The organism is Flavobacterium cheonanense, from assembly GCF_039539185.1.
In the GTDB taxonomy this organism is placed as follows: Bacteria; Bacteroidota; Bacteroidia; order Flavobacteriales; family Flavobacteriaceae; genus Flavobacterium; species Flavobacterium cheonanense.
In genome coordinates, this window is record NZ_BAABCT010000001.1 from 90,199 (window position 1) to 114,607 (window position 24,409).

Consider the following 24,409-nt stretch of genomic DNA (forward strand, 5'->3'; position numbering starts at 1 on the left):
AATTTTATAAAAAACACTCGAAGTGACGATAGAATAAAATGATACAAATCTGAAACAAACTGAAATACTTTAAGATTAAAGTTCAGATTGAATATTGGTTGGTTTTAGTTAGATTAGACCTAATGGGATTTAAAACCTGTTAGGTCTTTTCTATTTACTACTAACCTACTGAGCACAAACTTCTGCACATTTTTCACACGCCTCAGCACAAGCTTTACAACTATCGTGGTGTGATGCATGTTTACTACATTCTTCTGAACATGCTTTACAAACTTTAGCACATAAAGCACAAAGTTCATCAGAAAACTTTGAATCTCTTGCGCACAATCGAGCACATAAAGCACAAATATCCGCACAATCACGGCATAACAAAATACATTCTTGATTTCCATTTTTGATGCAATCGTTGATGCACGCTTCACAGGAAACTACACAAGCAAAACAAGCTGCAATACATTCATTTTTTTTCATTTTTTTAAAATTTAAATTGTTAATTAAATTGTGAGTCAATTATGATTAAGTTGATTCATAGAAGCAACAAATAATTGACTAAATAATGAAGGTGAAGGTACTACGAGCAAAAGTCTAACAATTACAAAATCAATTTAAAGAGTTATATAAATTACACACTTATTTATTTTAAAACAATCAAAATCAATAAATTGTAATAAAAAATTTCCAATCTGTTTTATAAAAATTAAACACAAAAGACACAAAAGGAAAAACATTGAGTAACTCTGTGCCAAACTTCGTGTAACTCTGAGCTACAAAACAAAAAATCCGCGTTTGTCCGCGTTTGCATCGCATCCGTTTCATCCGCGTTCTATTTTTTTATTATCTTTGGGAAACCAACCTTCTCAACATGACTATACAAACAGCCAACATCACCGACCACGAACACTTAACCCAAATCACTAAAAAGTCGAAAGCCTTTTGGGGTTACTCCGAAGATTTACTTTTGGTTTGGGATGATGCGCTTACTATTACGCAAGAGTATATCAATACGCATCCTGTTTATACTTTTGCTGTTGAAGATAAAATTGTGGGCTATTACTCTTATATTTTGGAAGACGAACACAACATCAAACTCGATAATTTGTTTCTTTTACCACAATACATTGGCAAAGGAATGGGCAGTTACCTCATCACCGATTTTTTAAACCGCATCCAAAACCAAAATTATAAAAGAGTTTACCTAGACTCTGAACCCTACGCAGAAGGTTTTTACAAAAAACACGGATTTCAAACCATTGGCAAACTAGAAACCACCGTAAAAGATAGGTTTATGCCAGTGATGGAGTTGGGATTGTGAAACTATAAATCTGAAAAATCATCTACAAAACCTAAATCATAATTTTTGCAAGTTTGAAAGCTTCTTTTATAGTATTTATCGGTCATCATTTTGGGTATAGAAATAATAAAATCGCTTAGTCTTTCTTTCAAAATAATTTCCAATTCATTCCATGAATAAAGCAATTCATCACTTTGACCAATACCTTTTAAAAGTCGATTTTGATCATCGATGTAGTATATTTTATCACCACCAAATAATTCACAAAAACGCATCATATTGCGACGAAACTTATTAAAATCTGCAATATGCTCTTCATAATTTTCGTAAATCACGATGTTATAAAAAAAGGACCATCTTGAGAAATATTCAAAATCTAAATTGATAACTTCTCTACCAATTTCAGCTAATGAATTTCCGTTTGAAGTATATTGCAAATCATAACTTAATTCACTTAAAATCCATTTTTTTTCTTCAATTTCTTCTTGTGAATGAAAAACTTCTTCATCGGAATAGTTGTAAATTGCCATTGAAAACAAAGCATCGCCATATTTCTCATAACACAATTTTTCTTGATAGGAAAAATCAATTAGTCTGTAAATGGTATCGCGCTCTTTATTAAAATAAGCTATTCCTAAAGAAATAAATTCTTCTACAAAAGGAATACCAAGAAGTTCACAATTTTTTTCCGAATCATAATAACCATATTCAATATTAAATTGCAATCGTTTAGAAATGTCTTTTGCCAATGCTTCAAAACTGGAAACATCTAAATCATGACGCGCTATTGGAACTAAATCTCTTCCCATCTCTGCATATTTTGACTGTTAATAACCTTTGTAACCTTTGTCAAAGCTTTGAACTTTGACAAAGGTGTGGTTTTAAAATTATCTAAAAAAAATTTTATTAAAATGAGAAATCAAATTTAGGAGGATGTCTATGAGAATAAATAAAGTTCTCTACATCATCAAAGATGTTTATAATTTCTTCTCTTTTTAATTTTGTTTTAGAATTTGATAATATTGATTTGTAAGATGAAAATTTATAAACCTCAAAATTTTGCTTCAAATCTGTTGGATTTAAATGAATGTAAAGAATTAAATTCCTTAAATATTCATCAGAATCGATTCGTTTTCTCTTAAATGGTGATTCAAGTAATGATCCGTGTCTATTACTAACTTTATTATACGCTTGACTATAACTACTAATAAACTTCCCTATTTGTTTGCTAACAATTGAATCAAAAGAATGCAATCCTTTTTCGTGATTATTAAGCTTGTCAAAGTTTTGAATTTTATCTGTTATTCCTTTGTCAAAGTTTTGAACTTTGACAAAGGTTTTGGTTTTAGGGTTTTGAGCCTTGAAAAAGTTTCTAATTTCATCTTCACTTTTAATCCTGATTAAAAAATGAAAATGATTTGGCATCAAACAATATGCAAACACATCACAAATAGGATTTAGATAAGTAGCAAATTTTGATAAAAAGAATAAATAATTTTCTTCACTACTAAAAATTTTATCACTATTTATTCCTCTATTATAAATATGATAATATGCTTCTGGTACTAAAATTTCATTTCTAATATTCATTTTATTTTTTAAATATCCTTTGATAACCTTTGTCAAAGTTCAAAACTTTGACAAAGGTGAAAAAATTACTCCTTCAAGAAACCATATTCATACACTTTTGGTTTTATTTTATCTGCTAAAACTGCAAGTTTACTTCTAAGGTCAGCAATTAGTTGTGTGTAAGTTGCATCATCGCTTTTAGAATTCATTCTGCCTTTATCATTTCTTCCTTGAAAATATTCGCGAATATCATATAAAGATGCGTTAACATTCACGTCTTTTTGTGCATGATAGTATTTCCATAATTCTCGACCTGCATCAAAAACAGCTGTCGCTTCTTGTGAGAATTCTAATGGTTTGTTTTCTTTTTCAACCTTTGTCAAAGTTTCGAACTTTGACAAAGGGTTTGCGGTTGAAAATAAATCTATAGTTGGAACTTCTTGTTGTATTTTACCTTTTATAAAATTGGTCATGAAATTACTTTCAAACTTAGCTTGTGCATTGACTTCATACTCTGTAAACGGAATCCAATGGTTGATTCCTTCTGAATTTGTAATTCTATTTTGACCATGTAAAAGTGTAAAAGCTAAACAATCGTTTTGAAACTCAGTATCTGTCTGCCAACCTTCATTTGGAAATAAATATTGGTCACGGTCATTTATCCAAATAGCTTCAATACAATTTCGAATAGAAAAATAAATTGAACCCGTAATTAAATTATTTTTTGTAAAATTAAAAAAATTAAAATGTTCAATGCCTTTATTAATTGATAAATACAACTGACTATTATGCTGAAAATCAGGAGATGGATTTCCCATAAAAGAAATTCCATTTTCTACTTTCTCATCAAAAAGTTTAATCCATTTATTAATATTATTTGGCAATTCGCCATAAAAATTTTTAGTAAAATTAAAATTCCCTTTTTTATCGTAAACATCAGTAGCGATTGTACTAATTTTAGATTTAACTGAAGTATTCCAAATAGTAAATCCAATAGGAAATTTACCTTTTACATTATCAAATGTATCACCCGGTACAATAAATCCACTAACGTAATCGGCTAAAAAGTAGTCCTTGAATTTTTTAAAATTGGAACCATTTACAAATTTCATTTTTGAAAATTGACCTAAAATACAACTTGGAATTTTTTCATAAATATTCGCCATAAATAAAGCAAAAATTTCATTAGAAGCATTACCAATTTTAGGTTTTAAAAGTTCATTAATTTTAAACTGAGTTGTAACTCCACCTTTATTTTCTCCTGTTCCTGTTACAGTTTTTGAAGAAGTTGCCTCAGCATACGGTGGGTTAATGTAAACCACTAACTTTTTACGTTTTTCTTCATCATTAATAATGTCTTGCAAACTTTGTGGCAGTTTAGAAAAATCATCATTTAAAAAATCAAATTGAAACACATTTTTTTTAAGCAAATTGGCTCCATGATCGATACGTTCGTGCATTACGTTTACATCGGCTTGGTCTAGCGTGCTGGCGTAAATGTTGTATTTATTGGTCAATCCTGCTAAAAGGTTTCCTGTTCCTGCGGCACAATCCCAAATATAATAATCGTCTTGCCAGTTTTCGCCTAAATAATCGGTCATGTATTTTTGTGATAATTCTACCCAAATACGTGGTGTAAAAAAAGCACCTTTGCGCTCACGAATGTCTTGTGGCACCAATAAATCACGACGTTCTATAATATAATCTTGAAATTCTCTGAGTGGTGGTCGTTTGTAACGTTTCCAAAAATGCAAATAGGTGTCTTTGTTTTTTAGCATAATGGTAGCATCAAACATTTGCTTGAGGTTTTCCTTAGCTATTTTATACCCTTCATTTTGAAACATCACAAATAAATTTTCGCGAATAGATAAATCGTCTCCAATAGTTTGGGTGTCTTTATCATCAACAAATAAATCTGCCAAATAGAAATCGCTGTCTAAAATATTGGCTTTTTTTAAGTCCTCCCAATTTACATCAATAATGGGTTTTACAATCTCTAACCAACGTAAATATATCGGAATGAAGTTGTTTTTATCAATTTTTAATTTACTGGTTGTTGTGGCTTTGGCTACGTTATTTTTTATAAACGATTGAAGTTCTTTTTCATCTTTTTCATAATCATAAACGTAAGTGTTTTGCTTTAACGTAGCTTCTATACGCTTCTTAATTAACTGAAATTCTTTGGTTTCGTGATTACTTGGTGTAACGTTCCAATTGAAATCGTTTATGTAAAAAATATCTTGTATGTTGATGTATGGTACAAATGCTATTTTTTTAAAGTCGAAAGCACCCAAAAAAGCTGGCGGCATGGTTTTATCAAAAGTTCGCGCTTTACCAATAGTTAAAATAAGTTGCACAAACATTGTAACTACATCAAAATTGCCTGTTTTGGCTTCTGCCCAAAGTAAAGGAGTACGACCAAATAAATTATCTTGTTGCGGAAAAACTGTGAAATCGATGTTACCTAAAATTTCGGTAGTATCAAATTGTTTGAACCAATCGGCTCCTACTTTGTTTTTTAATTCTTCTTCGCGAATGTTTTGGTATCTCATTTTGGCTTTTTTGTAATAACACAAATATAAATGATTTTTTAGTTATTTAATAAACTTAGAACAACCTTTGTCAAAGTTTCGAACTTTGACAAAGATGATAAAACCAAAAAAACCTTGTAGTTTTTTTTATACTTTTACTTCAAATATTTACAATGAAAAAACATAATTTACTCTTGTTGCTGTTGTTTTTCGCAATAGAAATTTCAGCTCAATCAGATATTGCAACCATAAACAGAGACTCCATTTTTTATAGAAATGAAAATGGCTTTATTATTAAATGCCACAGATCTAAAGCTGAAGCATTTGCTATTGCTGAAGCAATGAATCCAAATCTTTATGTTCATAAGATTTATTATTTGCATGCAGAAAATTTGATGGCTGCCTATGAAGTATATGATAAAATAAGTGCCAATAACAAGAAAAATGTAAGCGCAACGTTACCAATTAAAAACGGAAAGTATGAAGAATGGTACCTTAGTGGTGAGAAAAAAGTTACGTGCTTTTATACTGAAAATAAGCTTAATGGTGAATTCAAAGTTTTCTACAGAAACGGCAATTTGAAAAGAGTTGAGCAATGGCAAAATGGAGAATGGCAAAAAGGAGAATGTTTTGATGAACAAGGAAATAAAACACAATATTGTTCCTATCAAGAATTGGCAGAATATATAGGTGGCGTAACCGAATTATACAAATTTATAGGTCAAACCTTAGTGTATCCAAAAGATGCCATGAGAGATGAAATTCAAGGTGTCGTTTATGTTAGTTTCATAATTGATACCGATGGTTCTGTGATAAATCCAAAAATCATTAAAAGTGTCGAGAAGAAATTGGATGATGAAGCCCTAAGAATTGTTAACCAAATGCCTAAATGGAAACCTGGTAAGTTTGAAGGTGAACTTGTCAAAACAGAATTTGCATTGCCAGTAAACTTTAGAATAGAATGATAGAACCAAATAGCATTTTCTATAATAAAAAACCAAAAACTGCAATCTAAAAACTTGCAGTTTTTTTTATACTTTTACTTTTTGTAAAACTCATGAAACCTATCATCTTATTCTACTTCCTGTTTTTTTCTGTATTTAGTTTTGGGCAATTTCAATCGCCTGAAGCTAAAATCATTTTACCCGAAATTAAACTTCCAGAACACAACTTGGATTATCTAAAACCGCTGAATAAAAAACTCAAAAAATCCATCATCGATAGAAAGACCAAAGAATATGATGAAAATGGAAATATCATCAAAGAAGCGGTACTTGAAGATAATACAACCAAAATTACCACTTATGAGTATAAAAACAATGTGCTTATAAAAAAAGAAACGATCACAACTTCTGATGAAGAAAAGATAAAACGTGCCAACGAAAGAGCTATTCAAGAAAGTAAGAGAGACAACGATATTACTGAAATTGCGATTCAAAATGCAGATAATTCTAAAAACCTTTATTTGGCTAATCTTGACAAGAAAAATCGAGTAATTGCATTCAGTAATTCCTACGAAATAAAAAGAGAAAATGGCACTTCCTACAAAAATGTAACAGAAGCAGAAGTTCTTTACGAAAAAGGTAAAATTATTGAAGTAAAATCGAAAGATAGAATAGAAAAATATTATTACGATGAAGAGCTGTTGCTAAAAAAAGAAACAACAATCATCCAAGGTGAATCAAAAGAAGCAAAAACTGATGAATGTGTGTATGATGCAAATAAAAATTTGATTGTTATTTATCAAAAAACTAGCAATAGTTTTAAAGACAAAATCACTTACAATAGCTCCTTTGTTAAAGATTCGGCAGTTTATAACAGCGATAATTTATTGATTTGGCAAGGCGACAAAAAACGATACACAACATATAAATATGATGTAAACAATAATGTAACCGAAAGTTTTCAGTATCAATTTGGCAAAGAATATGTGCAAGAAGAATTTGAATATGAAAACAAGCAGCTTGTAAAAATGATTCGAACTATTTATAGCCATAAAAAAGATAAAGAAGTTGAAAAAAACACTTCCTTAATTACTTATAAATACGATGGAACCAAATTAAAAGAGCATTATCAAACCGATTCTAAAACTTCTTATGAAATGCTAATTACCTATGAATATGACGATCAAAATCGACTGAAAAAAATTGCTGATTCTAGAAAATATTCCAAATCAAATACAAATATTAATTTTTCTGAAACCATTTTCAATTATACACCAAACGCTTTGCAAGTAACCAATAATTATGGCAATGTCAAGAAATATGAATTCTACTGATATAAAAAAATCATTTCTTTTTACAGTTTTTCTTTTGATTACGTTTTTCAGTTTTTCACAACAAAAAAACGAATATCGACCTATTTCTGAAATGAATACTGAAGAAAAAGAAATGTATGACATTTTGCAAAAATCAGTTATGGCTTTGCTAAACAACAAACCAACTGCCAAACTTTTTCCAGTTTTTAAAATAAAAGATGAAAAAAAAGTATTTGTTTTTAGTTCTTTAATTTACGACGAACCCAACTTTGAAACTCATGATGAAGGTTCGAGTTCTGCAACCTATACTGTGTCTTTGCATTTTACAAAAAGGATAGAACCAAGCGAAAATGAAGTTACAGGAGCAAGTGGAAATAGTTATGGAACTGGAGATTCTCATGGTGACACAAATAAAAAAACACCTATTGAATATTATTTATCTGTTGAATATTCTAAATCAAATAATTCATTTCAAGATAGAACTCTTTTAAGTGTGAAAAAAGACAAACCTTATTTCGACAACAAATTTACGAGAGTCAAATTTTGGAAGTCAAATGGTGGTAATTTTGTCAATCCATTACTTTACAAGATTGATAAATCGGAGTATGTTAGTTACGTTGATAATGAAATTGCCATTTATAAAATAAATGACTTTTTTGGAATCATCAACAACAAAAACAAAGTTGTAGTTCCTTTTAAATTCAAAAGTATCAGAATGTATAAAATGGGAATTTTAGTTCAAGAGGACAAAACCTATTATTTTATAGATAAAAAAGGAAAAAAGATAAGTAATAATTATGACAAAGTAGAGGTCAATTTCAATCAATATTTTGACTCCGTTTTAGATTGCTTCAAAGTGAAGATTGGAGATAAATATACCTTAGTCAACAATAATTTCGAAGAAAAACTTCCATTGATTTATGATAAAATCACATTTTTTCATTACAAAAATATTCTCGATAGATTGTTGTTAGAAAGAGACGGAAAAAAAGTGATTTTTGACATTGCAAAATGGCAAGAAACCACTATGATTTTCGAGGAAATTCAGGTTCTTGATGATAAAGAAATGATAGTTAAAGATAATGGTAAATCGGGAGTTGTAGATTATGCTGGAACTGTAATCTTGCCTTTAGAATATGATGCCATCAATTACACCGAAAATTATACAAAAGAAGATGGTTTTGTATTGATACTAACTAAAAATAATAAATCAGCACTTTATCAAAATCTGAAGTTTTACACTGAATTCATTTACGATTCGATGACTAATTTTCATAGTTCCATAAAAATTGAAAAAGATAAAAAATATGGTTTAATGAATGCTAAAGGAAAAATAATACTTCCTATAGAATATGATAGTATAGAATATAATAGAAAAATAAAAAAGATTGAAGCAACAAAGAATTCGGTAATAGAAAATTTTGATTTCAAAGAACTGTATAAAAACTAAACTATGCTCACAGACATCAACCCAAAACTTCCTATGCGTGATAAAAAAATTACGATGGATTTTTATCTCAACAAATTAGGTTTTCAATTGTTTGGAAGTGCCGATTTTGATGGCTATTTGATGGTACAAAAAGACGAAATTCAGATTCATTTCTTTGAGTTTAAAGATTTAAATCCAGAGGATAATTATGGGCAAGTTTATATTAGAACCAATGCTATTGACAATTTGTATCAAACGTTTTTAGATGCAAAAGTATGGATTCATCCCAACGGACAATTGGAAAACAAACCTTGGCAACAAAGAGAATTTTCGATACTCGATCCAGATAAAAATTTACTAACGTTTGGCGAAAGCTTGTAAAATAAAATTATGATTCACGAAGATATTTTAAGCTATAACAATTCAAAATCAACGGAAGACAAAGCTATTTGTGACAAATTGTTGGAAATCATTCAAAAACATCTTTCCGATTTTGAAAATAAAGTTTGGCATGCGCATCCTGTTTGGTTTGATAATGGAAACCCTATTGTAGGTTATGACAAACTAAAGAATGGCGTACGATTAATGTTTTGGAGTGGCGCAAGTTTTGAAGAATCTGAACTTAAATTAGGTTCGGGAAAATTTAAAGATGCCTCAAAAACTTACACTTCTGTTGATGAAATAAACGTTACTGATATAGAACGTTGGCTTCAAAAATCAAGAGAAATCCAATGGGATTATAAAAATATTGTGAAACGAAAAGGTGTTTTGGAACGCTTAAAATAAAATGAAAATGAAAAAAATAATTATACTGCTAGCTTTGTTCATTACAAGTAATCAATTTGCACAAACTAAATTAACTTACGACAAAAATGGTGTTTTAAACAAAGTGGATTACGACAAGTTAATTGGAACAAAAAAATACCAACTCATCTCTGCTTTTGATACCGTTTCAATGAAACCGCTATTGGTGTATGCTATCTATGTAAAAAATAACAAATTTGGTATTTTAGACAATAATGCTAAAGAAATAACACCTGCCATTTATGATGGAATTGAAGGATTAAACATAAGTTACACGACCGTAATGTTTGGATTTCATGAAAACTATCCTGTGAAGATTGGTAAAAAGTATGGCTTGATTTCCAATACAGGAAAACAAATTTTGCCAGTTCAATATGATTACATTCATAACGAAGAGAAAAGAAGTGTAAAAAGAATTCACAAAAAAGACGTTGTGCTTGATTCTGTTGTTGTTGCAAATTTGGGAAATGAAGAATTAATTTTTTCTCCAAAAGGAAAACTCCTTAAGAAAAATGTTGACATAGAAAATAACGATGATGTGCCTGTGATAGAAGAAAGCAGAGATAGAGATTATAGTTGTTCAAGAAATAATACTGATGAAAAGCCATCAGTAAAAATCACAACACCTTATGGTAATGTTTATCAAAAACTTGATAACAATTTAGCACTAGTTCAAAATAAAGTGGATAAATTTTATTTTCAAGGTTTAGTTGATTTGTCAACAAACAAAGTACTTATTCCTGTAGAATTCAATTATATTACAATTCCTGAAAAAGGAAAATTCATCGTAGTGAAAGATAAAAAATTTAATCTTTATAATGAAAAAGGTGAATTATTACTACCTGAAACTTATGAAAATATAGATAAATTCAATAAAATTTATCGTTTGAAAAAAAATGGGAAATTGGCTATTTTCGATTTGGATTTAAAACCAATAACCGATTTTATCTATGACGAATTTGGTTCAGCAAGTATCGATTTTATGGTGGCTAAAAAAGATAAAAAGTATGGTGTTATTCATCCTAATGGAACCGAAATAATACCATTTGAATATGAAAATATTGAACCATACTTTAATCGATATGAAACTGGTATTGCTTTTTATAAAGTAAAATTAAACGCTAAGGAAGGTTTTATTTCAAAGGAAGGAAAACCATTAACCGAAATTATTTATGAATCTATTGTTCCAGAATGTACCATTGAAGAACATAGTCCTTATGGAGAAATGACTATGCCTATCGATCATGATTATCATAACAAAAATGCTTATTTCATTTATAAGAAAGACAATAAATATGGCTTATTAGATAATGATTTCAAGAATTTAATTCCAAATGAATATGATTATTTACAAAAAAGTTATCATAACGATTTTGTTTTTGTGTCGAAAAAGGATTCAAGTAAAAAAACTAATGATATAATGTCAATTTTAAATATAAGAAACAATAAAACTATCGTTCCATTTGATTACAATTATTTCAAATATTTTGGAGGCAATTATTTTATGATTTCACAAGGTAAAAAATTGGGTGTTTGCGACTTTGATGGAAAAATGATTATTCCCATGAATGATGTTTCTGATTACAACGAACGCTTTTATTACAACAAAATTTACAAAGGATTAGAAATAATTGACAAACGAAAAGATAATTATTACATTGATTCACAAAAAAATATGATTTTAATTTCGGATAAATAAAGATGAAAATATCGACGCTAATTGTACTCCTTTTTTCCTTAAATTTTGGATTTTCACAAACTTTCAATGTTCCGTTTAGAAAAGGAACTCTTTGGGGTTATGCCGATAAACTTGGTAAAATTATCATTGAACCTAAATACGATTCGGTTAGCGCAGATTATGATAACTTTAGATGGTATGTTTTTAAAAATGGTAAAACCGGAATCATAAACATAGAAGGAATTGAGCGAATTCCAGTTGAATATGACTCTATTCACAAACAACCTGTTCACAGTGAATATAATGAATTTGAAGTTTATAAAAATGGACAAATGGGTTATACAGACATCAATGGAAAATTCATTCTTCCGGTTGCTTACAAGTCTATTTATAAAGCAGATGACGAATCTTTTAATCGTTTAGAACTCAAATTTTTTGTTCAAACAAACGCTGATGAAAAATATCAACTTATCACTCAAAACAAAACGGAAATTTTAAAAGATATTGAGGATTTTAAAAATATTTACAATGGATATTATATTATTCAAACCAATAAAAAAAATGGAATTTATAGTATGATTAGTAAGTCATGGAAAATCAATGCCGAATACGATTCTATAAAGCGTTTTGATTTTAAAGATTTTTATCGTCCAAAAGAGGAATTTAAAAACATTAAATACTATGGACTAAAATCTGGCAAAATTTATTTATTTACAAACAGCTATGAAATAGTGACAACAAGTTTCAATAAGATTGAAGATTTTTTCTACAAACCAGAAAATAATAGTGAAGATATTTATTCAACAGTACCAGACGAAGTTGTGGATATTAGAAAAAATATTATAAAAGTTACAGGTGATAAATATGTTGAATATCAAGAATATAAAACTAAAGATTTTAATAGAACCCAAATCAAAATATCAATTTCTAAAGAAAAAGAGAAATACAAGATTAAATGTAATAATTCATCTTTTGATAACACTAAAAAGTTCCTTTTTGATGAAATTTGTTTGCTTAAAAGTTCCTATGATGGAAAATATGATTCGAAATTTGCTTTAGTAAAAAGCAAAAATAAATGGCAATTTTTTAATATCATAAAAAACGAATTAATATCAAATATAACCTTTGATTCTTATAATATTCACAAAAGATTTAACAACATTTTACTTTTAAAAAACAAAAATAAAATAGGATTATACCAATTAGAAGACGGCAGAGATGCTGAAATTTCTGCAATTGTTGAACCGATATACGATAGTTTTGAAAATTTTAAATATATAACTTCCAACGATAGAGAATACCATTCTTTTAATTTATATTACTTCAAAAAAGACGGAAAACTTTGTCCTGTGGGAATGAATGGCATTAAATTTTACCAAGATTAATTATAACAATATGAAAAAAATAATCACACTCCTGATTTTGTTAGGCACAAAAAACCTTAGTGCACAGACTAACAATGATAAACTGATTTTGGAAAAATGTAAAAAACCATTAATAGAAGTTTACAAAACACATAGCATTCTATTCGACAAAATTGAAAACTACTTGGTAGAAAATTCAAAAATTGAGCAACCAAAATTTAACAACGTAAGAGATTACAAAATTGATTCAATTAATAGAATACATAACTTGAATTTATGCGATTTTTATTTGCAATTGAGAAAAAACAACCAACAATTTTATCCTTTAATCAAATCGAAAGAAGAAGCTATCTTAATTTCTAATTTTGTTACGGAACGATTTGTGAAAATTGATTCGCTTTATCGATCTTTTGTAGAAGAAAAAAAGGTAGAAAAAGTTTCAGAAAATACAACCAACATCAAAGTAAGCGACACTTTAAAACCTATTTATGAGATTGGACCAACGATTGATGCTTGTAAAGATTCTCCATTGGGAATTGAACAATGCAGTTATCAAATCATTTATAAAGCTATAATGAACAATTATGCAGTTCCTGAAATACGCATCATTGAAAAAAGTATATTAAAGATATTCGTGAATTTTAGAATAAATAAGCAAGGAATTGTAGAAGCCATTAGAATTAACAAAACTTCAGGATATTTTGAATTTGATATGGAAGCTATAAACGTCATTAATAGAATCGGAAAAAATAAAAAATTCAATCCAGCTACAGTCAATAATAAAGCTGTTTCTGTTTATTATACAATACCAATTAACGTGATGAGTCAACAAGATTAGTAGTTGTGATTATACAAAAAAAAAGTAACTTTGATTAACTAACCAAAAAAACTATTTTATGAAAAACATTATTTTAAAAAACGGATTGATTGGAGGATTGATTGTAGCAGTATTTTCTGGAATAAGCGTCTATTTTCATTCTAAAAATCTTGAGGATGCCACTTTAAGCTATATTTTAGGATTTACTGGAATGTTTATAGGTTTTGCCTTCACATTCATAGGAATGAAGCAATATCGTGATACCGTAAACAGTGGAACAATAAAATTTGGAAAGGCCTTTACCATTGGTTTTTTAATTGCTTTAATTATTTCTAGTATTTATGTTTTAGTATGGCTTGTAGAATTAAATAATTTCTACCCTGACTATATGGAAAAGATTTCAGCATCAGAAATTAAAAAATTAGAATCAAGTGGTTTAAATGCAGCAGATTTACAAGCAAAAATTGATGAATTAAATCAGATGAAAGAATCTTATAAAAATCCTTTATTTGTAATTGGTATGACCTATTTTGAGATTCTACCTATTGGAATTATTTTTTCATTAATAAGTGCTTTAATCACCAAGAAAAGCAAATAAATGAAACAAAAAAAGGTACGTAATTTAAAACGTACCTTTTTTTATATTTTAATATTTAATTATTTTTTATCCTTAGTAAATTCAAAAGTTTGTCCGCTTATTGAAAGTGTAAAACCATCTTTAGTATTGTTGAATTGAACAGTCAAACCAGCTTGTTCTAAAGTAAACTTACCATTTCCTTTATCGTCTAGAGGTGTTGAAGGTTGCCCAGGTGAGTTGATTACCAAACTGTCATCTTCTTCAGTAAAGCTAATTTTTAAAGGAATTTTAGTACTTGAATATTCACCAACGTAAGCATCAAGACCTTTGCTCTTCTCTACTCCATTCTTAGCATCTGTCCAAACGTTGTTTTCTTCATTTACATCTGGAAATGATTTATCTGGATCTAAAGTTATTGATTCTAATTCTTCGTTAGTATCCACATTAAAAGTCCATGTGTTATTGCGTTGCCAAATTTCTACAGGCAATGTTTTTCTAGACGTTTTACCAGATTTAGTTTTCATTTCTACTATAACAGGCATCGGCATTTTTTCAAGGTTTTGAATGGTTATTGTAGCGCCATTTTTAGCATCACCTTTAACATACTTAACTTTAGTAATAGCTTGGTCTAAAGGCCAATTGTTCATAATCCAACCTCTCCAAAACCATCCTAAATCTTCACCAGTAACATTTTCAAAAGTTCTAAAGAAATCATCTGGTTGTGGATGTTTGTATGCCCAACGCTCTATATAAACTCTAAAAGCTTTGTCAAAACGCTCTGGTCCTACTACAGAATTTCTCAACATTTCTAATCCAGAACCTGGTTTGTAGTAAGCTAAGATTCCTAAGTTGGCTTCTTTCAAATTATCTGGTGCTGCAATTACAGGTTCCATTTCTGGATTACTCAATACAAAAGCCGCTTGGTGCATATCAGTCACAGGTTGTTTGTATTCACCGTTATTAAAATCTTGAGAACTTAAACCATTGATAAACGTGTTAAATCCTTCGTCCATCCATGCAAATAAACGCTCATTAGAACCAACAATCATTGGAAACCAAATGTGTCCAAATTCATGATCAGTAACTCCCCATAAATCAGCACCTCTTGATTCCCAACTACAGAAAACAATTCCAGGATACTCCATTCCACCTTCGTTTCCAGCTACATTAGTTGCTGCTGGATAAGGATATTCAAACCATCTTTTAGAATAATTTTCAATCGAAGCTTTTGTGTATTCTGTTGAACGTTCCCAACCATTATTTCCATTACTTTCTACTGGATAAGCCGAAATAGCCAATGATTTTTTCCCACTTGGAAGATTGATTTTAGCAGCATCAACTACAAAAGCTGGTGATGAAGCCCAAGAAAAATCACGTGAATTTTTAATTTTAAATTTCCATGTCAGAGTTGTTTTTCCTGCAGGTCTTGATGACGCATTAGTTACCTCATCTGCAGTTCTAATCATAACTGTTTTATCACTTGCTTTTGCTGCAGTCCAACGTTTCTGTTGTTCAGCTGTATACACTTCATTTTGGTTTAACAATTCACCAGAACCAACAACAATGTGTGATGCAGGAGCCGTAATCGATACATCAAAATCACCATATTCTAAATAAAACTCACCTGCCCCTAAATAAGGTCTTGTATTCCAACCACGAACATCATCATACACACACATTCTTGGATACCATTGCGCCATGGTGAATATTTTTCCATTTTTAGTTTCTAAAACTCCCATTCTATCAGAACCATATTCTGGAGAAACAAATGAAAAATCTATTTTAAGTTTTACCGATGCTCCATTAGCATTTAAACTCTGAGGCAAATCTACTTGCATTCTAGTGTCTGTAATAATATACTTTGCTTCTTTTTCTGAAACTTTTCCTGCAACTGTAGTAATTACTTTAATAGAATTGATTTTAAATCCACCATCAAAATCTTGTCCTTTTGCTCCATTTCTACTTCCTTTTAGAGGAATAATAGCGTTTCCTCTTGAATCTTTTTTGAATAAATTCTGGTCTAAATTCAACCATAAAAAGCTCAATTTATCTGGACTATTATTAGTGTAAGTCAAAACTTCTGAACCTTTAATTTCATTTGTTTTCTCATCCAAAGAAGCTGTAATTGAATAATCGGCTCTGTTTTGCCAATACTTCGGACCTGGTTGCCCACTTGCCGAACGCGTTTCAGTAGCATTTTTGGTATAAAAATTGTTGCCAAATGCTTCATTGTAGTTGTAGTTTGAACTAGCAGGCGTCTGCTGTGCTGTTGCAGTTGAAAAACTTAAAACTAAAGTTCCAAGAGCCAATGCTTTGATAAGAAAGTGTTTCATAAATTGAGTATTTATTTATTAGAGCAAATAAATAAAAAAATGTTACACTAATTTTAGTTTTATGTTTAATTTCACAAAATAATAATTTGTTTATGATTGAAATCAACTTTCATCCCTTTAAAAATCTTGAAACAGAACGTTTGTTATTAAGAAGAGTTTCAATAAATGACCTAAATGAAATACTAGAACTAAGAGGTAATCCTGAAACGATGAAGTTCATTCCGCGTCCTTTAGTTAAAACTGAAGAAGATGCATTAAATCATTTTAAGATGATTGATGAAAAGATTGAAAAAAATGAAGGAATTAATTGGGCTATAACTGTAAAAGGAAATCCAAAACTTATTGGAATTATTGGTCACTATAGAATTCAACCCGAAAATCATCGTTGTGAAATAGGTTATATGATTTTACCACAATATAACGGTCAAGGAATCGTTACAGAAGCTATAAAAGCTGTTTTAGAATATGGCTTCGAGGATATGAATATGCATTCTATTGAAGCTGTAATTGATCCTGACAATATTGCATCAGAACGTGTTCTCCAAAAAAATGGCTTTGTAAAAGAAGCTCACATATTAGAAAATGAATATTATGATGGTAAATTTTGGGACACTGTTATCTATTCAATATTGAAAAGAAATTTTAAAAAATAATCAACCAATACTTTACATGAACGAATTTGAAAAACAATACCAAGAGTTATTAAACTTTCTCAAGTTTGATGACTTCACAATTCTTACCAAAAGAATTATTGATTTAACCTTAGATACTGAGGATTTAAATCATTACAAAAAAACTAATGATTTTTTAATTTGGCTAGACCAAAATGAAAATAATGTTGAAGGCAAAAAAGAAAAGTATCAAGCTGTTCTTTCAGATTTACATGCTACACTTTCAAATAAACCAATTGCAGAAAAGCAGGTTTTAGTTTCTACAAGTAGTTTAGAAAAAAGTTATGGAAGTTCGAGTTTTGGATTAGGTCCAATAGAAATGGAATTGCGTCAAGGAGAAATTCTTGGATTGGTTGGTGAAAATGGAAATGGTAAGACCACACTTTTGCGTTGTTTGTGTGGTGAACTTTATGCAACTGGAGGTACCATCAACTATCATTTTAAATATGATGACCAGTTTGATTTGAGAACAAGATTAGTTTACATTCCGCAAAGGACTGATACTTGGTATGGCTCTATGTTTGAGAACTTACAATTCACAGCCTCAAGTTATGGTTACAAACCTGAAGAAAATGAATTGATCATAGAATTAATCATCGCTCGTTTAGGATTGCGAAAATTCAGGAATCACAGTTGGAAGAGTTTATCTTCTGGATACAAAATGCGTTTTGAATTGGCGCGAATGCTTTTAAGAAAACCGAAAATATTGTTGATAGATGAGCCATTGGCAAATTTAGACATCTTAGCACAGCAAACTGTTCTTGAAGATTTTAAAGCCATTGCAAAATCGCCTTTCCGACCTATTGGAATTGTATTGAGTTCACAACAATTGTATGAGGTTGAAAAAACTTCTGATCAAGTGATTTTCTTAAAGCATGGAAAACAGAAAAATCTTCACGAAAAATCTGTTTCAGAAAATGAAATTCCGATTGAAAATTATTTGGTTATTGAATTTGAAAGCGAATGGTCACAAAGCCAATTGGGAGAAACTTTTGGAAAATTAGACTTGGTTTCACTACAATTTAATGGTGGTACTTATATTGTTAGTTTCAAAGAAAACATTACTGTTTATGACTTTATGAATCTGCTTGTTTCAGAAAAAATTCCGGTGCAGTATTTTAGAAATATTTCCAACTCAACACGTCGCTTTTTTGTATCCTAAATCTATAAATTATGTTTAAAAATATTCAAAAATACCTCCTAATAAATCATCCCTTACTTTGGAATTTAAAAATTGTTCCTGTGAGTGCGTTTCTTATTTTATTCAATATCATTTTCATCCTTTTGGGTTATTTAAATGGCGCCATTGATTTTACAGAAACAGACAATGATTATTCTAGAAATGATAATGATGATATTATTATTTTCTTTAGTGTGATGATTTCAATTTTAACAGCAATAGTTTGGCTGGTTTATTATTTAAAAAACAATGCTTTAAAATCGTATTATCCTAAAAATAACTTTTCTTTATTTAAGGAATGGTTACTTATTCTTGTCGTTTGTTTTCTTAATAGTTCACTAATAATGGCCTACTTATATGGTAAAGATTTAAAAGTGAGAAGCTATTACACTGAAAGTGAAGCTAAAAAAAGATGTGAAATTTTGAGTCAAGGTTCCTTTTTTGTATCGGGTTCTTATAGTTATCATTACAATGACGATAATTATGAAGGTGATGCTATTGTTGCAGCTGCAAATTATGATGTTGATACAGCGACTGCAGTTGTTGATTCGGTAAAAGTTAAAGATCATTTTTTCTATAGAGGAAGAAAATATTCAAATTTTTCATTGTTAGATAAAAACATTAATTCTTATAGTTTCTTTGGATATAATGAAGATTCTTTGCGAAAAATGAAGATAAAAGATTGGTTGTTTTACAATAAAAAAGATTCTGTAAAATCGTTATTTAAAAATTACTTGGCTATTGTTAAAGAACATAAATTAAAAGCAAATATTGATGAAGAAAAATGGACCGAATTGGTTTATGATTATCCAAAATTTGAGAAATACAAAAACATTGGAGCTGAAGAATTTGAAGTATCCTATGATTATGAAAATGAAATAAGAAGAAATCAAATAGATACTACCGAACAATACGTTAAGAAAGTTAAAGACACCTATTACTTATATAATAAATATTATGTGCCTGAAAATTCTTTAAAACATTCTTATGAGACAATTTCTAATAGTTGGACAAAACCGAGTGTTAGTATTGAAACAATTTTATTGTTATTATACATAGCTATTGGTTTTTCACTAGTATTATTTTCATTTAGAGTAACCTCAGGAAGAAATTTCTTAATTGCTATTGTGGCTCTTGGAGTTATAAATATTTTAATAGGAATCTTGACTGCGATTATATCTTCCGAATATTTTTATTTAGCAGCGTTATTATTACTTACCATTATTCTTTTTGTTTATTTAATTCTAGTAATACATAGAAAAAAAGGAAAAGGAATTTCTGGAATTACCTTAAATGCAACACTTTGGTTGTTACCATCATTTGGTCCTATAGTTTATGCAATAGTTTTAGAATTGGCTAAAAGTACTACAAACTATTATGAAATTATTGATATCGGTTTGCGAAATGAGAAGTTTCCATTCATTTCATTTTTAAAAGATTATGCCTATGAATTATTATGGTTTAATGTTTTATTCATTTTCATAATAATGTTATTCTTTTCAAGAAAAATAAAACAATGGCGCGGAATTGCTGAAAACTAATAACTTAAAAACCCTTTAAATTAATTTTTAAAGGGTTTTAAATTTGGGTAAAGTTCTTATATAAAGCTCTTCTACTTTTTTTCTTGCCCAGTCTGTTTTTCTTAGAAAGGTAAGACTAGATTTTACACTTGGATTATCTGAAAAACATTTAATTCTAATCAATTCTGACAAGGTATCGAATCCATAAAAATCTACTAATTGCTCTACTATTTTTTGTAAAGTTATACCGTGTAGTGGGTCTTTTGATTTTTCCATATCGCAAAAGTACTATTAAAATTGATTGCATAAAAAAACCATCAAAATTTCTCTTGATGGTTTTCTAATTTTAATGATATTATTTATTGAACTGCCAAAGCAGCATTTACATTTCCATAACCGTAATCTGCATTTCTATTAGGAAAATATGTAGCTGATTGACGCATTTTGTTTAGTACTTGATCTCTTGTCCAAGAAGGATTCTTTGACCAAACTAACGCAGCTATTCCAGCTGTTGTTGCTGTTGCTACTGAAGAACCACCTACATAATCATTTTGATTGTCATAATAACTTGTAACTGGAACTGTATTACCTGAAGCTGCTCTTTGCATTTGAACAGTAAATTCAATTTTTCCACCTGAGTGGCAAACATCACATTTTTGGTTAGATGTTCCTTCTTTAACACCAGTAACGGCAACTGTCTCTGCCATCCAAGCTGGGAAAATAACACCAACAAAATTGGTAAAACTTGTTGAAGTTCCACCTGCACAAAAGATTAATTTTCCTTTACTGTAAGCATATTTCACACCATCCTCAATTTTTCCAGAAGAGAAGATATGTCCCATTGACATAGAAATGATTTTCACACTAGTATTATTTGCTAAAGCAGTGAATGCATTCTTAACACCATTTTGCTCATGATATCCATCTAAAACAACATTAGAAGCAGCTCTGTAAACAATTAAATTAGAATTGTAAGCAACACCAACAGGCAAACCATTATCGTTTCTTGGTGCTGCTGCAACAGATGACATACTTGTTCCATGACCACATTGATCATTTGGTCCGTCTGTACTTGTGCTCCAAGGCCAAATTGAATCTACGTAAGTACCAAATTTTTGAATTGTTCTTCCTGTTGAAAGACCATCATTAAAATTAGTACCCAACAAAGTTTGATTAGGAGAAACTCCTGTGTCAATGATTCCAATTGTGATGCCTCGACCTGTGGCAGTATTCCAAGCAGTTGGAATATTATGTTGGTAAAACGACCATGGTACTTTAGCACCTGGAGAAACCGTAGTAAAATCGGAAGTACTTAATGTTGACGATTCAAATCCACATCCAGAAGAGCTTGAAGAACTAGATTCTGCTAAAGATACTTTTTGTTGAGCAGTCTCAAAATATTTATAATCGCCAGGTTCAACATAACGTATTTTAGCAGCTTTTCTTAAGGCTATAATTGTTTCTTGTTTTTCAATATAAACATCAACTAAATTCAAATAGCTATCACTTGAAAGCAAAACATCTTCTTTAGACTTTCCTTCATAATGTGCAACTAGATTCAGAATACTAGCTTGTGTTTTAGCATTATCTGCTGATTTACTTCTATCAAAATCTGTAGCTGAATTACCAAAACCAATAGTTATGATATGATTTCCTCTAAATGATGCACTCCAAAGTAAATGATTTGAAGCATTTTTCCAACTGAAGCTTCCTTTTGTAGCAATAGCTTCATCTATTTTAGAATTTACTTGTTGTGCTGTTAATGGATCTCTTTGAGCAGCATCGACTGAAATTTCATCATATGAATCTTCTTTAGAACATGAAGCAAAGACAAACACTGATAAAATGATAATTTTTAGAAAATTTTTTATCATACTAGTATTTTTTTAAGGTTGGTTTTACGAATGTAATAATTTTTTAAATATAATAGCAAAAAAAAGTCATCATAAAAAAATGATGACCTTTCCGTCCGAACTAAATCGGGACTAACCAATAACTCTAAATATAATCTAATCTCTTAGAATAAAAATTTAACACCAACTCTTAATCCACCAACATTTCTGTTTCCTGGATTTAAATCGAATGGATTTGCATTAAAACTAAAGTCGCTTGTACTATCACCAACTTTTGGATTTGTTGAAGTAGAAGTTAAATTCACTAATGAAAAAGTAGTTTCAACAGTCATCCATTTATTAACGATAAAATCAAAACCTGGAGCAATATCTACTCCAAAAGAAGTAACTTTATCATCAGAAAGTTTATCTTTTCCCATTGTAATAGGAAGTGAAGCTTGACCGAAGAAATAAAATTTTCCTCCAAGACCCCAATACTTTCTTACAAGAGGTTGAATTACTAATGCAGTTACATCATTAGTTGTAGTAGTTGTAGTACCAACAGTTGTTTGTTCTTTTGATCCAATAACACCTATTCCTAATCCTAAAGTTACATCAGGAGATATGAAATAACCAGCAACAGGTAAGATTGTGTTAGAAGTAGTTTTCGTTCCAACTTCTTCATTAGATGAAAAAGATACTTGACCAGCTACCCACCATGTTCCTTCTAATCCTTTGTTTTCTTTCTCTTGTGCATTTGCAGTTAAACCAAATAATGCTATCGCTGCAACTAATAAAATTTTTTTCATTTTGTTTGTAGTTTTAAAATTATAGGACAAATTTATTGTCAAGTTTTCTTAAAAAAACTGATATAAATCATAGTTTGAAATTTTTTTTGATACTAAATAATTTTACTTTTATTTTTAACTATTTAGTTAGTACATTTGCCTCAGAATGATAAAAACAGCCAACATACTTAATAAAAGAGCCAAATTTGATTATGAAATAATCGAAATTTATTCGGCTGGAATTGTTTTGACTGGAACTGAAATAAAATCTATTAGACTAGGAAAAGCCAACATCACTGAAAGTTTTTGTGAGTTTAATGACCATAACGAACTTTTTGCCATTAATACTTCTATAGAGGAATACTCTTTTGGTAATCAGTTTAATCATAAAGCTCGCAGCGAAAGAAAACTACTACTTAATAAAAGAGAGCTTAAATCGTTAGAAAAAAGTATTGATACTAAAGGATTAACCATAATTCCGTTACGTTTATTTACTAACGAAAAAGGATTAGCCAAACTAGAAATTGGACTTTGTAGAGGTAAGAAAACCTACGATAAACGCGAATCTTTAAAAGAACAAGATACCAAGCGAGATATCGAACGAATTAAAAAATCATTTTAAAATTTTTAAAAAATTTTGTTATTGTTTTTTTTTGTGTTGAAAAAATGAATAAATTTGTCAAGACAAAATAAAACATTTTAATTAGAATGAAAACTTTATTAAAAAATGCAAGAGAAGAAAAAGGAATAAAAACTAGAGAGTTGGCTCAACTTTTAGGTATTGATCAAGCATTGATTAGTAAGTTTGAAAGCGGATCAAGAAAACCTACTAAAGAACAAGTTGCCAAGTTAGCTCAAGCTTTAGATTTAGATTATGAAACCTTAATGGTTGCTTGGCTAAAAGAGCGAATTCTTTATGAAATTGGTTCAGATGAATTAGCTTTGAAGGCAATGATACTTGCCGAAGAACAAATAAAATATAACGTAAGTTTCGTTAGAAAATCGATTTCAAAAAATTTACAAAATATTTTAAATGATATTGATGCACTAAAAAATAAACTAAACCAATTTCGTCAATTTGATAGTTTTAGAATTGCACAAGCATTAGAATTAGAATACACTTTTGAAAGTAACAGAATAGAAGGAAACACTCTTACATTACGTGAAACCGATTTGGTTATCAATGAAGGATTGACTATTTCTGGAAAAAGTATGCGTGAACATTTAGAGGCAATTAATCACGTTGAAGCTATAGCCTACATTAAACAATTAATGGAACGCAATTTTCCTTTAAACGAAAGAGAACTACTTTCTGTTCACAATTTAATTTTAAGAGGAATTATTCCTGAAGATGCTGGTCGCTATCGTCGTGTACAAGTTATGATAAAAGGAAGTAGCCACATGCCTCCACAACCTTTTATAGTTGCAAAAGAAATGGAAGACTATTTCATTTGGTATGAAGAAAACAAAAGTAAGATGCACCCAGTTGTTTTAGCAGCAGAAATGCATGAAAGACTAGTTACTATTCATCCTTTCATAGATGGAAATGGTAGAACTTCTCGTTTAATAATGAATCTAATTCTTTTACAAAACGGATATGTGATTGCCAATATAAAAGGAGATTACGAAACTAGAATGAACTATTACAAAACGCTTGAAACAGCACAAACTTCAAATAATAAAGAAGACTTTTTGCTATTTATTGCACAAGTAGAAAAAGAGTGTTTAGAGCGTTATATAAACATAATTAGTAAATAAAAACCCATTC

Annotated in this window: 23 protein-coding genes; 15 read left to right on the top strand and 8 right to left on the bottom strand. The window is 29.7% G+C overall.

The features are described from left to right. Positions 1 to 165 precede the first annotated feature (165 nt). Positions 166 to 471 (bottom strand): four-helix bundle copper-binding protein, encoded by a 306-nt coding sequence (locus ABD766_RS00460; RefSeq protein WP_344814872.1) that lies wholly within the window; start codon positions 469 to 471, stop codon positions 166 to 168. Between the two features lie 391 nt (positions 472 to 862). Between ABD766_RS00460 and ABD766_RS00465 the strand changes: the two genes are divergently transcribed. Continuing rightward, a complete protein-coding gene (locus tag ABD766_RS00465; RefSeq protein ID WP_344814873.1) occupies positions 863 to 1,312 on the top strand; it encodes a GNAT family N-acetyltransferase in 450 nt (149 codons plus the stop codon). A gap of 2 nt (positions 1,313 to 1,314) precedes the next feature. Here ABD766_RS00465 and ABD766_RS00470 read toward each other — a convergent pair whose 3' ends face one another. The 3 genes from ABD766_RS00470 to ABD766_RS00480 all read right to left on the bottom strand — a co-directional run bounded on the left by ABD766_RS00470 (position 1,315) and on the right by ABD766_RS00480 (position 5,412). Next, entirely contained in the window at positions 1,315 to 2,100 is a 786-nt protein-coding gene (locus tag ABD766_RS00470) for a hypothetical protein (RefSeq protein ID WP_344814874.1), read from the bottom strand. A 97-nt stretch (positions 2,101 to 2,197) separates the two neighbouring features. Next, entirely contained in the window at positions 2,198 to 2,881 is a 684-nt protein-coding gene (locus tag ABD766_RS00475; RefSeq protein ID WP_344814875.1) for a hypothetical protein, read from the bottom strand. Between the two features lie 65 nt (positions 2,882 to 2,946). Next, entirely contained in the window at positions 2,947 to 5,412 is a 2,466-nt protein-coding gene (locus tag ABD766_RS00480) for a hypothetical protein (protein WP_344814876.1), read from the bottom strand. Between the two features lie 152 nt (positions 5,413 to 5,564). On the opposite strand from ABD766_RS00480, the gene ABD766_RS00485 reads away from it, so the two are divergent. From ABD766_RS00485 to ABD766_RS00525, 9 genes are all read left to right on the top strand, one after another. Next, positions 5,565 to 6,356 (top strand): TonB family protein, encoded by a 792-nt coding sequence (locus ABD766_RS00485; RefSeq protein WP_344814877.1) that lies wholly within the window; start codon positions 5,565 to 5,567, stop codon positions 6,354 to 6,356. A gap of 92 nt (positions 6,357 to 6,448) precedes the next feature. Continuing rightward, on the top strand, positions 6,449 to 7,669 hold the full coding sequence (locus ABD766_RS00490) for a hypothetical protein (protein ID WP_344814878.1): 1,221 nt from the start codon (positions 6,449 to 6,451) through the stop codon (positions 7,667 to 7,669). Continuing rightward, positions 7,644 to 9,098, top strand: coding sequence for a WG repeat-containing protein (locus ABD766_RS00495; protein WP_344814879.1), 1,455 nt, complete (start codon positions 7,644 to 7,646; stop codon positions 9,096 to 9,098). Before ABD766_RS00490 ends, ABD766_RS00495 begins: the two co-directional genes overlap by 26 nt. A 3-nt stretch (positions 9,099 to 9,101) precedes the next feature. Next, the gene (locus ABD766_RS00500) at positions 9,102 to 9,458 is read left to right on the top strand and encodes a bleomycin resistance protein (protein ID WP_344814880.1); all 357 of its coding nucleotides are present in this window, start codon (positions 9,102 to 9,104) and stop codon (positions 9,456 to 9,458) included. A 9-nt stretch (positions 9,459 to 9,467) separates the two neighbouring features. Continuing rightward, positions 9,468 to 9,863, top strand: coding sequence for a DUF1801 domain-containing protein (locus ABD766_RS00505; protein ID WP_344814881.1), 396 nt, complete (start codon positions 9,468 to 9,470; stop codon positions 9,861 to 9,863). 7 nt (positions 9,864 to 9,870) lie between these two features. Continuing rightward, positions 9,871 to 11,580, top strand: a complete 1,710-nt coding sequence (locus tag ABD766_RS00510; RefSeq protein ID WP_344814882.1) for a WG repeat-containing protein — start codon at positions 9,871 to 9,873, stop codon at positions 11,578 to 11,580. A 2-nt stretch (positions 11,581 to 11,582) separates the two neighbouring features. After that, positions 11,583 to 12,944 carry a WG repeat-containing protein gene (locus ABD766_RS00515; RefSeq protein ID WP_344814883.1) on the top strand — a complete coding sequence of 454 codons (1,362 nt, stop codon included), beginning with the start codon at positions 11,583 to 11,585 and terminating at the stop codon, positions 12,942 to 12,944. A 10-nt stretch (positions 12,945 to 12,954) separates the two neighbouring features. Next, complete coding sequence (locus ABD766_RS00520; protein ID WP_344814884.1) at positions 12,955 to 13,761, top strand: energy transducer TonB; 807 nt, start codon at positions 12,955 to 12,957, stop codon at positions 13,759 to 13,761. A 58-nt stretch (positions 13,762 to 13,819) separates the two neighbouring features. Next, positions 13,820 to 14,338 (top strand): DUF4199 domain-containing protein, encoded by a 519-nt coding sequence (locus tag ABD766_RS00525; RefSeq protein WP_344814885.1) that lies wholly within the window; start codon positions 13,820 to 13,822, stop codon positions 14,336 to 14,338. A gap of 59 nt (positions 14,339 to 14,397) precedes the next feature. On the opposite strand, the gene ABD766_RS00530 is transcribed toward ABD766_RS00525, so the two are convergent. Then, a complete protein-coding gene (locus ABD766_RS00530; protein ID WP_344814886.1) occupies positions 14,398 to 16,650 on the bottom strand; it encodes a M1 family metallopeptidase in 2,253 nt (750 codons plus the stop codon). A 92-nt stretch (positions 16,651 to 16,742) separates the two neighbouring features. Here ABD766_RS00530 and ABD766_RS00535 point away from each other — a divergent pair, with 92 nt between their 5' ends. The 3 genes from ABD766_RS00535 to ABD766_RS00545 are packed head-to-tail and all read left to right on the top strand — an operon-like array spanning position 16,743 to position 20,042. Further along, complete coding sequence (locus ABD766_RS00535) at positions 16,743 to 17,303, top strand: GNAT family N-acetyltransferase (protein WP_344814887.1); 561 nt, start codon at positions 16,743 to 16,745, stop codon at positions 17,301 to 17,303. Between the two features lie 16 nt (positions 17,304 to 17,319). After that, positions 17,320 to 18,483 carry an ABC transporter ATP-binding protein gene (locus tag ABD766_RS00540; RefSeq protein ID WP_344814888.1) on the top strand — a complete coding sequence of 388 codons (1,164 nt, stop codon included), beginning with the start codon at positions 17,320 to 17,322 and terminating at the stop codon, positions 18,481 to 18,483. Positions 18,484 to 18,494: 11 nt separating this feature from the next. Beyond that, the gene (locus ABD766_RS00545) at positions 18,495 to 20,042 is read left to right on the top strand and encodes a hypothetical protein (RefSeq protein WP_344814889.1); all 1,548 of its coding nucleotides are present in this window, start codon (positions 18,495 to 18,497) and stop codon (positions 20,040 to 20,042) included. A 27-nt stretch (positions 20,043 to 20,069) separates the two neighbouring features. On the opposite strand, the gene ABD766_RS00550 is transcribed toward ABD766_RS00545, so the two are convergent. From ABD766_RS00550 to ABD766_RS00560, 3 genes are all read right to left on the bottom strand, one after another. Further along, positions 20,070 to 20,297 carry a VF530 family protein gene (locus ABD766_RS00550; protein ID WP_344814890.1) on the bottom strand — a complete coding sequence of 76 codons (228 nt, stop codon included), beginning with the start codon at positions 20,295 to 20,297 and terminating at the stop codon, positions 20,070 to 20,072. Between the two features lie 83 nt (positions 20,298 to 20,380). Next, a complete protein-coding gene (locus tag ABD766_RS00555; RefSeq protein ID WP_344814891.1) occupies positions 20,381 to 21,895 on the bottom strand; it encodes a S8 family peptidase in 1,515 nt (504 codons plus the stop codon). Between the two features lie 143 nt (positions 21,896 to 22,038). Beyond that, positions 22,039 to 22,662, bottom strand: coding sequence for an outer membrane beta-barrel protein (locus ABD766_RS00560; protein ID WP_344814892.1), 624 nt, complete (start codon positions 22,660 to 22,662; stop codon positions 22,039 to 22,041). 145 nt (positions 22,663 to 22,807) lie between these two features. Between ABD766_RS00560 and smpB the strand changes: the two genes are divergently transcribed. Both smpB and ABD766_RS00570 read left to right on the top strand, forming a co-directional pair. After that, entirely contained in the window at positions 22,808 to 23,263 is a 456-nt protein-coding gene (gene smpB / locus ABD766_RS00565; RefSeq protein ID WP_344814893.1) for an SsrA-binding protein SmpB, read from the top strand. Between the two features lie 86 nt (positions 23,264 to 23,349). Further along, complete coding sequence (locus ABD766_RS00570; RefSeq protein WP_344814894.1) at positions 23,350 to 24,399, top strand: Fic family protein; 1,050 nt, start codon at positions 23,350 to 23,352, stop codon at positions 24,397 to 24,399. Positions 24,400 to 24,409 lie beyond the last annotated feature (10 nt).

Excerpts from the sequence above, each read along its gene's own strand:
- ABD766_RS00560 (WP_344814892.1), bottom strand. The coding sequence starts at position 22,662 with ATGAAAAAAATTTTATTAGTTGCAGCGATAGCATTATTTGGTTTAACT.
- ABD766_RS00550 (WP_344814890.1), bottom strand. The coding sequence starts at position 20,297 with ATGGAAAAATCAAAAGACCCACTACACGGTATAACTTTACAAAAAATA.
- ABD766_RS00475 (WP_344814875.1), bottom strand. The coding sequence starts at position 2,881 with ATGAATATTAGAAATGAAATTTTAGTACCAGAAGCATATTATCATATT.
- ABD766_RS00500 (WP_344814880.1), top strand. The coding sequence starts at position 9,102 with ATGCTCACAGACATCAACCCAAAACTTCCTATGCGTGATAAAAAAATT.
- ABD766_RS00485 (WP_344814877.1), top strand. The coding sequence starts at position 5,565 with ATGAAAAAACATAATTTACTCTTGTTGCTGTTGTTTTTCGCAATAGAA.
- ABD766_RS00465 (WP_344814873.1), top strand. The coding sequence starts at position 863 with ATGACTATACAAACAGCCAACATCACCGACCACGAACACTTAACCCAA.
- ABD766_RS00460 (WP_344814872.1), bottom strand. The coding sequence starts at position 471 with ATGAAAAAAAATGAATGTATTGCAGCTTGTTTTGCTTGTGTAGTTTCC.
- ABD766_RS00505 (WP_344814881.1), top strand. The coding sequence starts at position 9,468 with ATGATTCACGAAGATATTTTAAGCTATAACAATTCAAAATCAACGGAA.
- smpB (WP_344814893.1), top strand. The coding sequence starts at position 22,808 with ATGATAAAAACAGCCAACATACTTAATAAAAGAGCCAAATTTGATTAT.
- ABD766_RS00570 (WP_344814894.1), top strand. The coding sequence starts at position 23,350 with ATGAAAACTTTATTAAAAAATGCAAGAGAAGAAAAAGGAATAAAAACT.
- ABD766_RS00510 (WP_344814882.1), top strand. The coding sequence starts at position 9,871 with ATGAAAAAAATAATTATACTGCTAGCTTTGTTCATTACAAGTAATCAA.
- ABD766_RS00540 (WP_344814888.1), top strand. The coding sequence starts at position 17,320 with ATGAACGAATTTGAAAAACAATACCAAGAGTTATTAAACTTTCTCAAG.
- ABD766_RS00530 (WP_344814886.1), bottom strand. The coding sequence starts at position 16,650 with ATGAAACACTTTCTTATCAAAGCATTGGCTCTTGGAACTTTAGTTTTA.
- ABD766_RS00495 (WP_344814879.1), top strand. The coding sequence starts at position 7,644 with ATGTCAAGAAATATGAATTCTACTGATATAAAAAAATCATTTCTTTTT.
- ABD766_RS00525 (WP_344814885.1), top strand. The coding sequence starts at position 13,820 with ATGAAAAACATTATTTTAAAAAACGGATTGATTGGAGGATTGATTGTA.
- ABD766_RS00520 (WP_344814884.1), top strand. The coding sequence starts at position 12,955 with ATGAAAAAAATAATCACACTCCTGATTTTGTTAGGCACAAAAAACCTT.
- ABD766_RS00535 (WP_344814887.1), top strand. The coding sequence starts at position 16,743 with ATGATTGAAATCAACTTTCATCCCTTTAAAAATCTTGAAACAGAACGT.
- ABD766_RS00555 (WP_344814891.1), bottom strand. The coding sequence starts at position 21,895 with ATGATAAAAAATTTTCTAAAAATTATCATTTTATCAGTGTTTGTCTTT.
- ABD766_RS00545 (WP_344814889.1), top strand. The coding sequence starts at position 18,495 with ATGTTTAAAAATATTCAAAAATACCTCCTAATAAATCATCCCTTACTT.
- ABD766_RS00470 (WP_344814874.1), bottom strand. The coding sequence starts at position 2,100 with ATGGGAAGAGATTTAGTTCCAATAGCGCGTCATGATTTAGATGTTTCC.
- ABD766_RS00480 (WP_344814876.1), bottom strand. The coding sequence starts at position 5,412 with ATGAGATACCAAAACATTCGCGAAGAAGAATTAAAAAACAAAGTAGGA.
- ABD766_RS00515 (WP_344814883.1), top strand. The coding sequence starts at position 11,583 with ATGAAAATATCGACGCTAATTGTACTCCTTTTTTCCTTAAATTTTGGA.
- ABD766_RS00490 (WP_344814878.1), top strand. The coding sequence starts at position 6,449 with ATGAAACCTATCATCTTATTCTACTTCCTGTTTTTTTCTGTATTTAGT.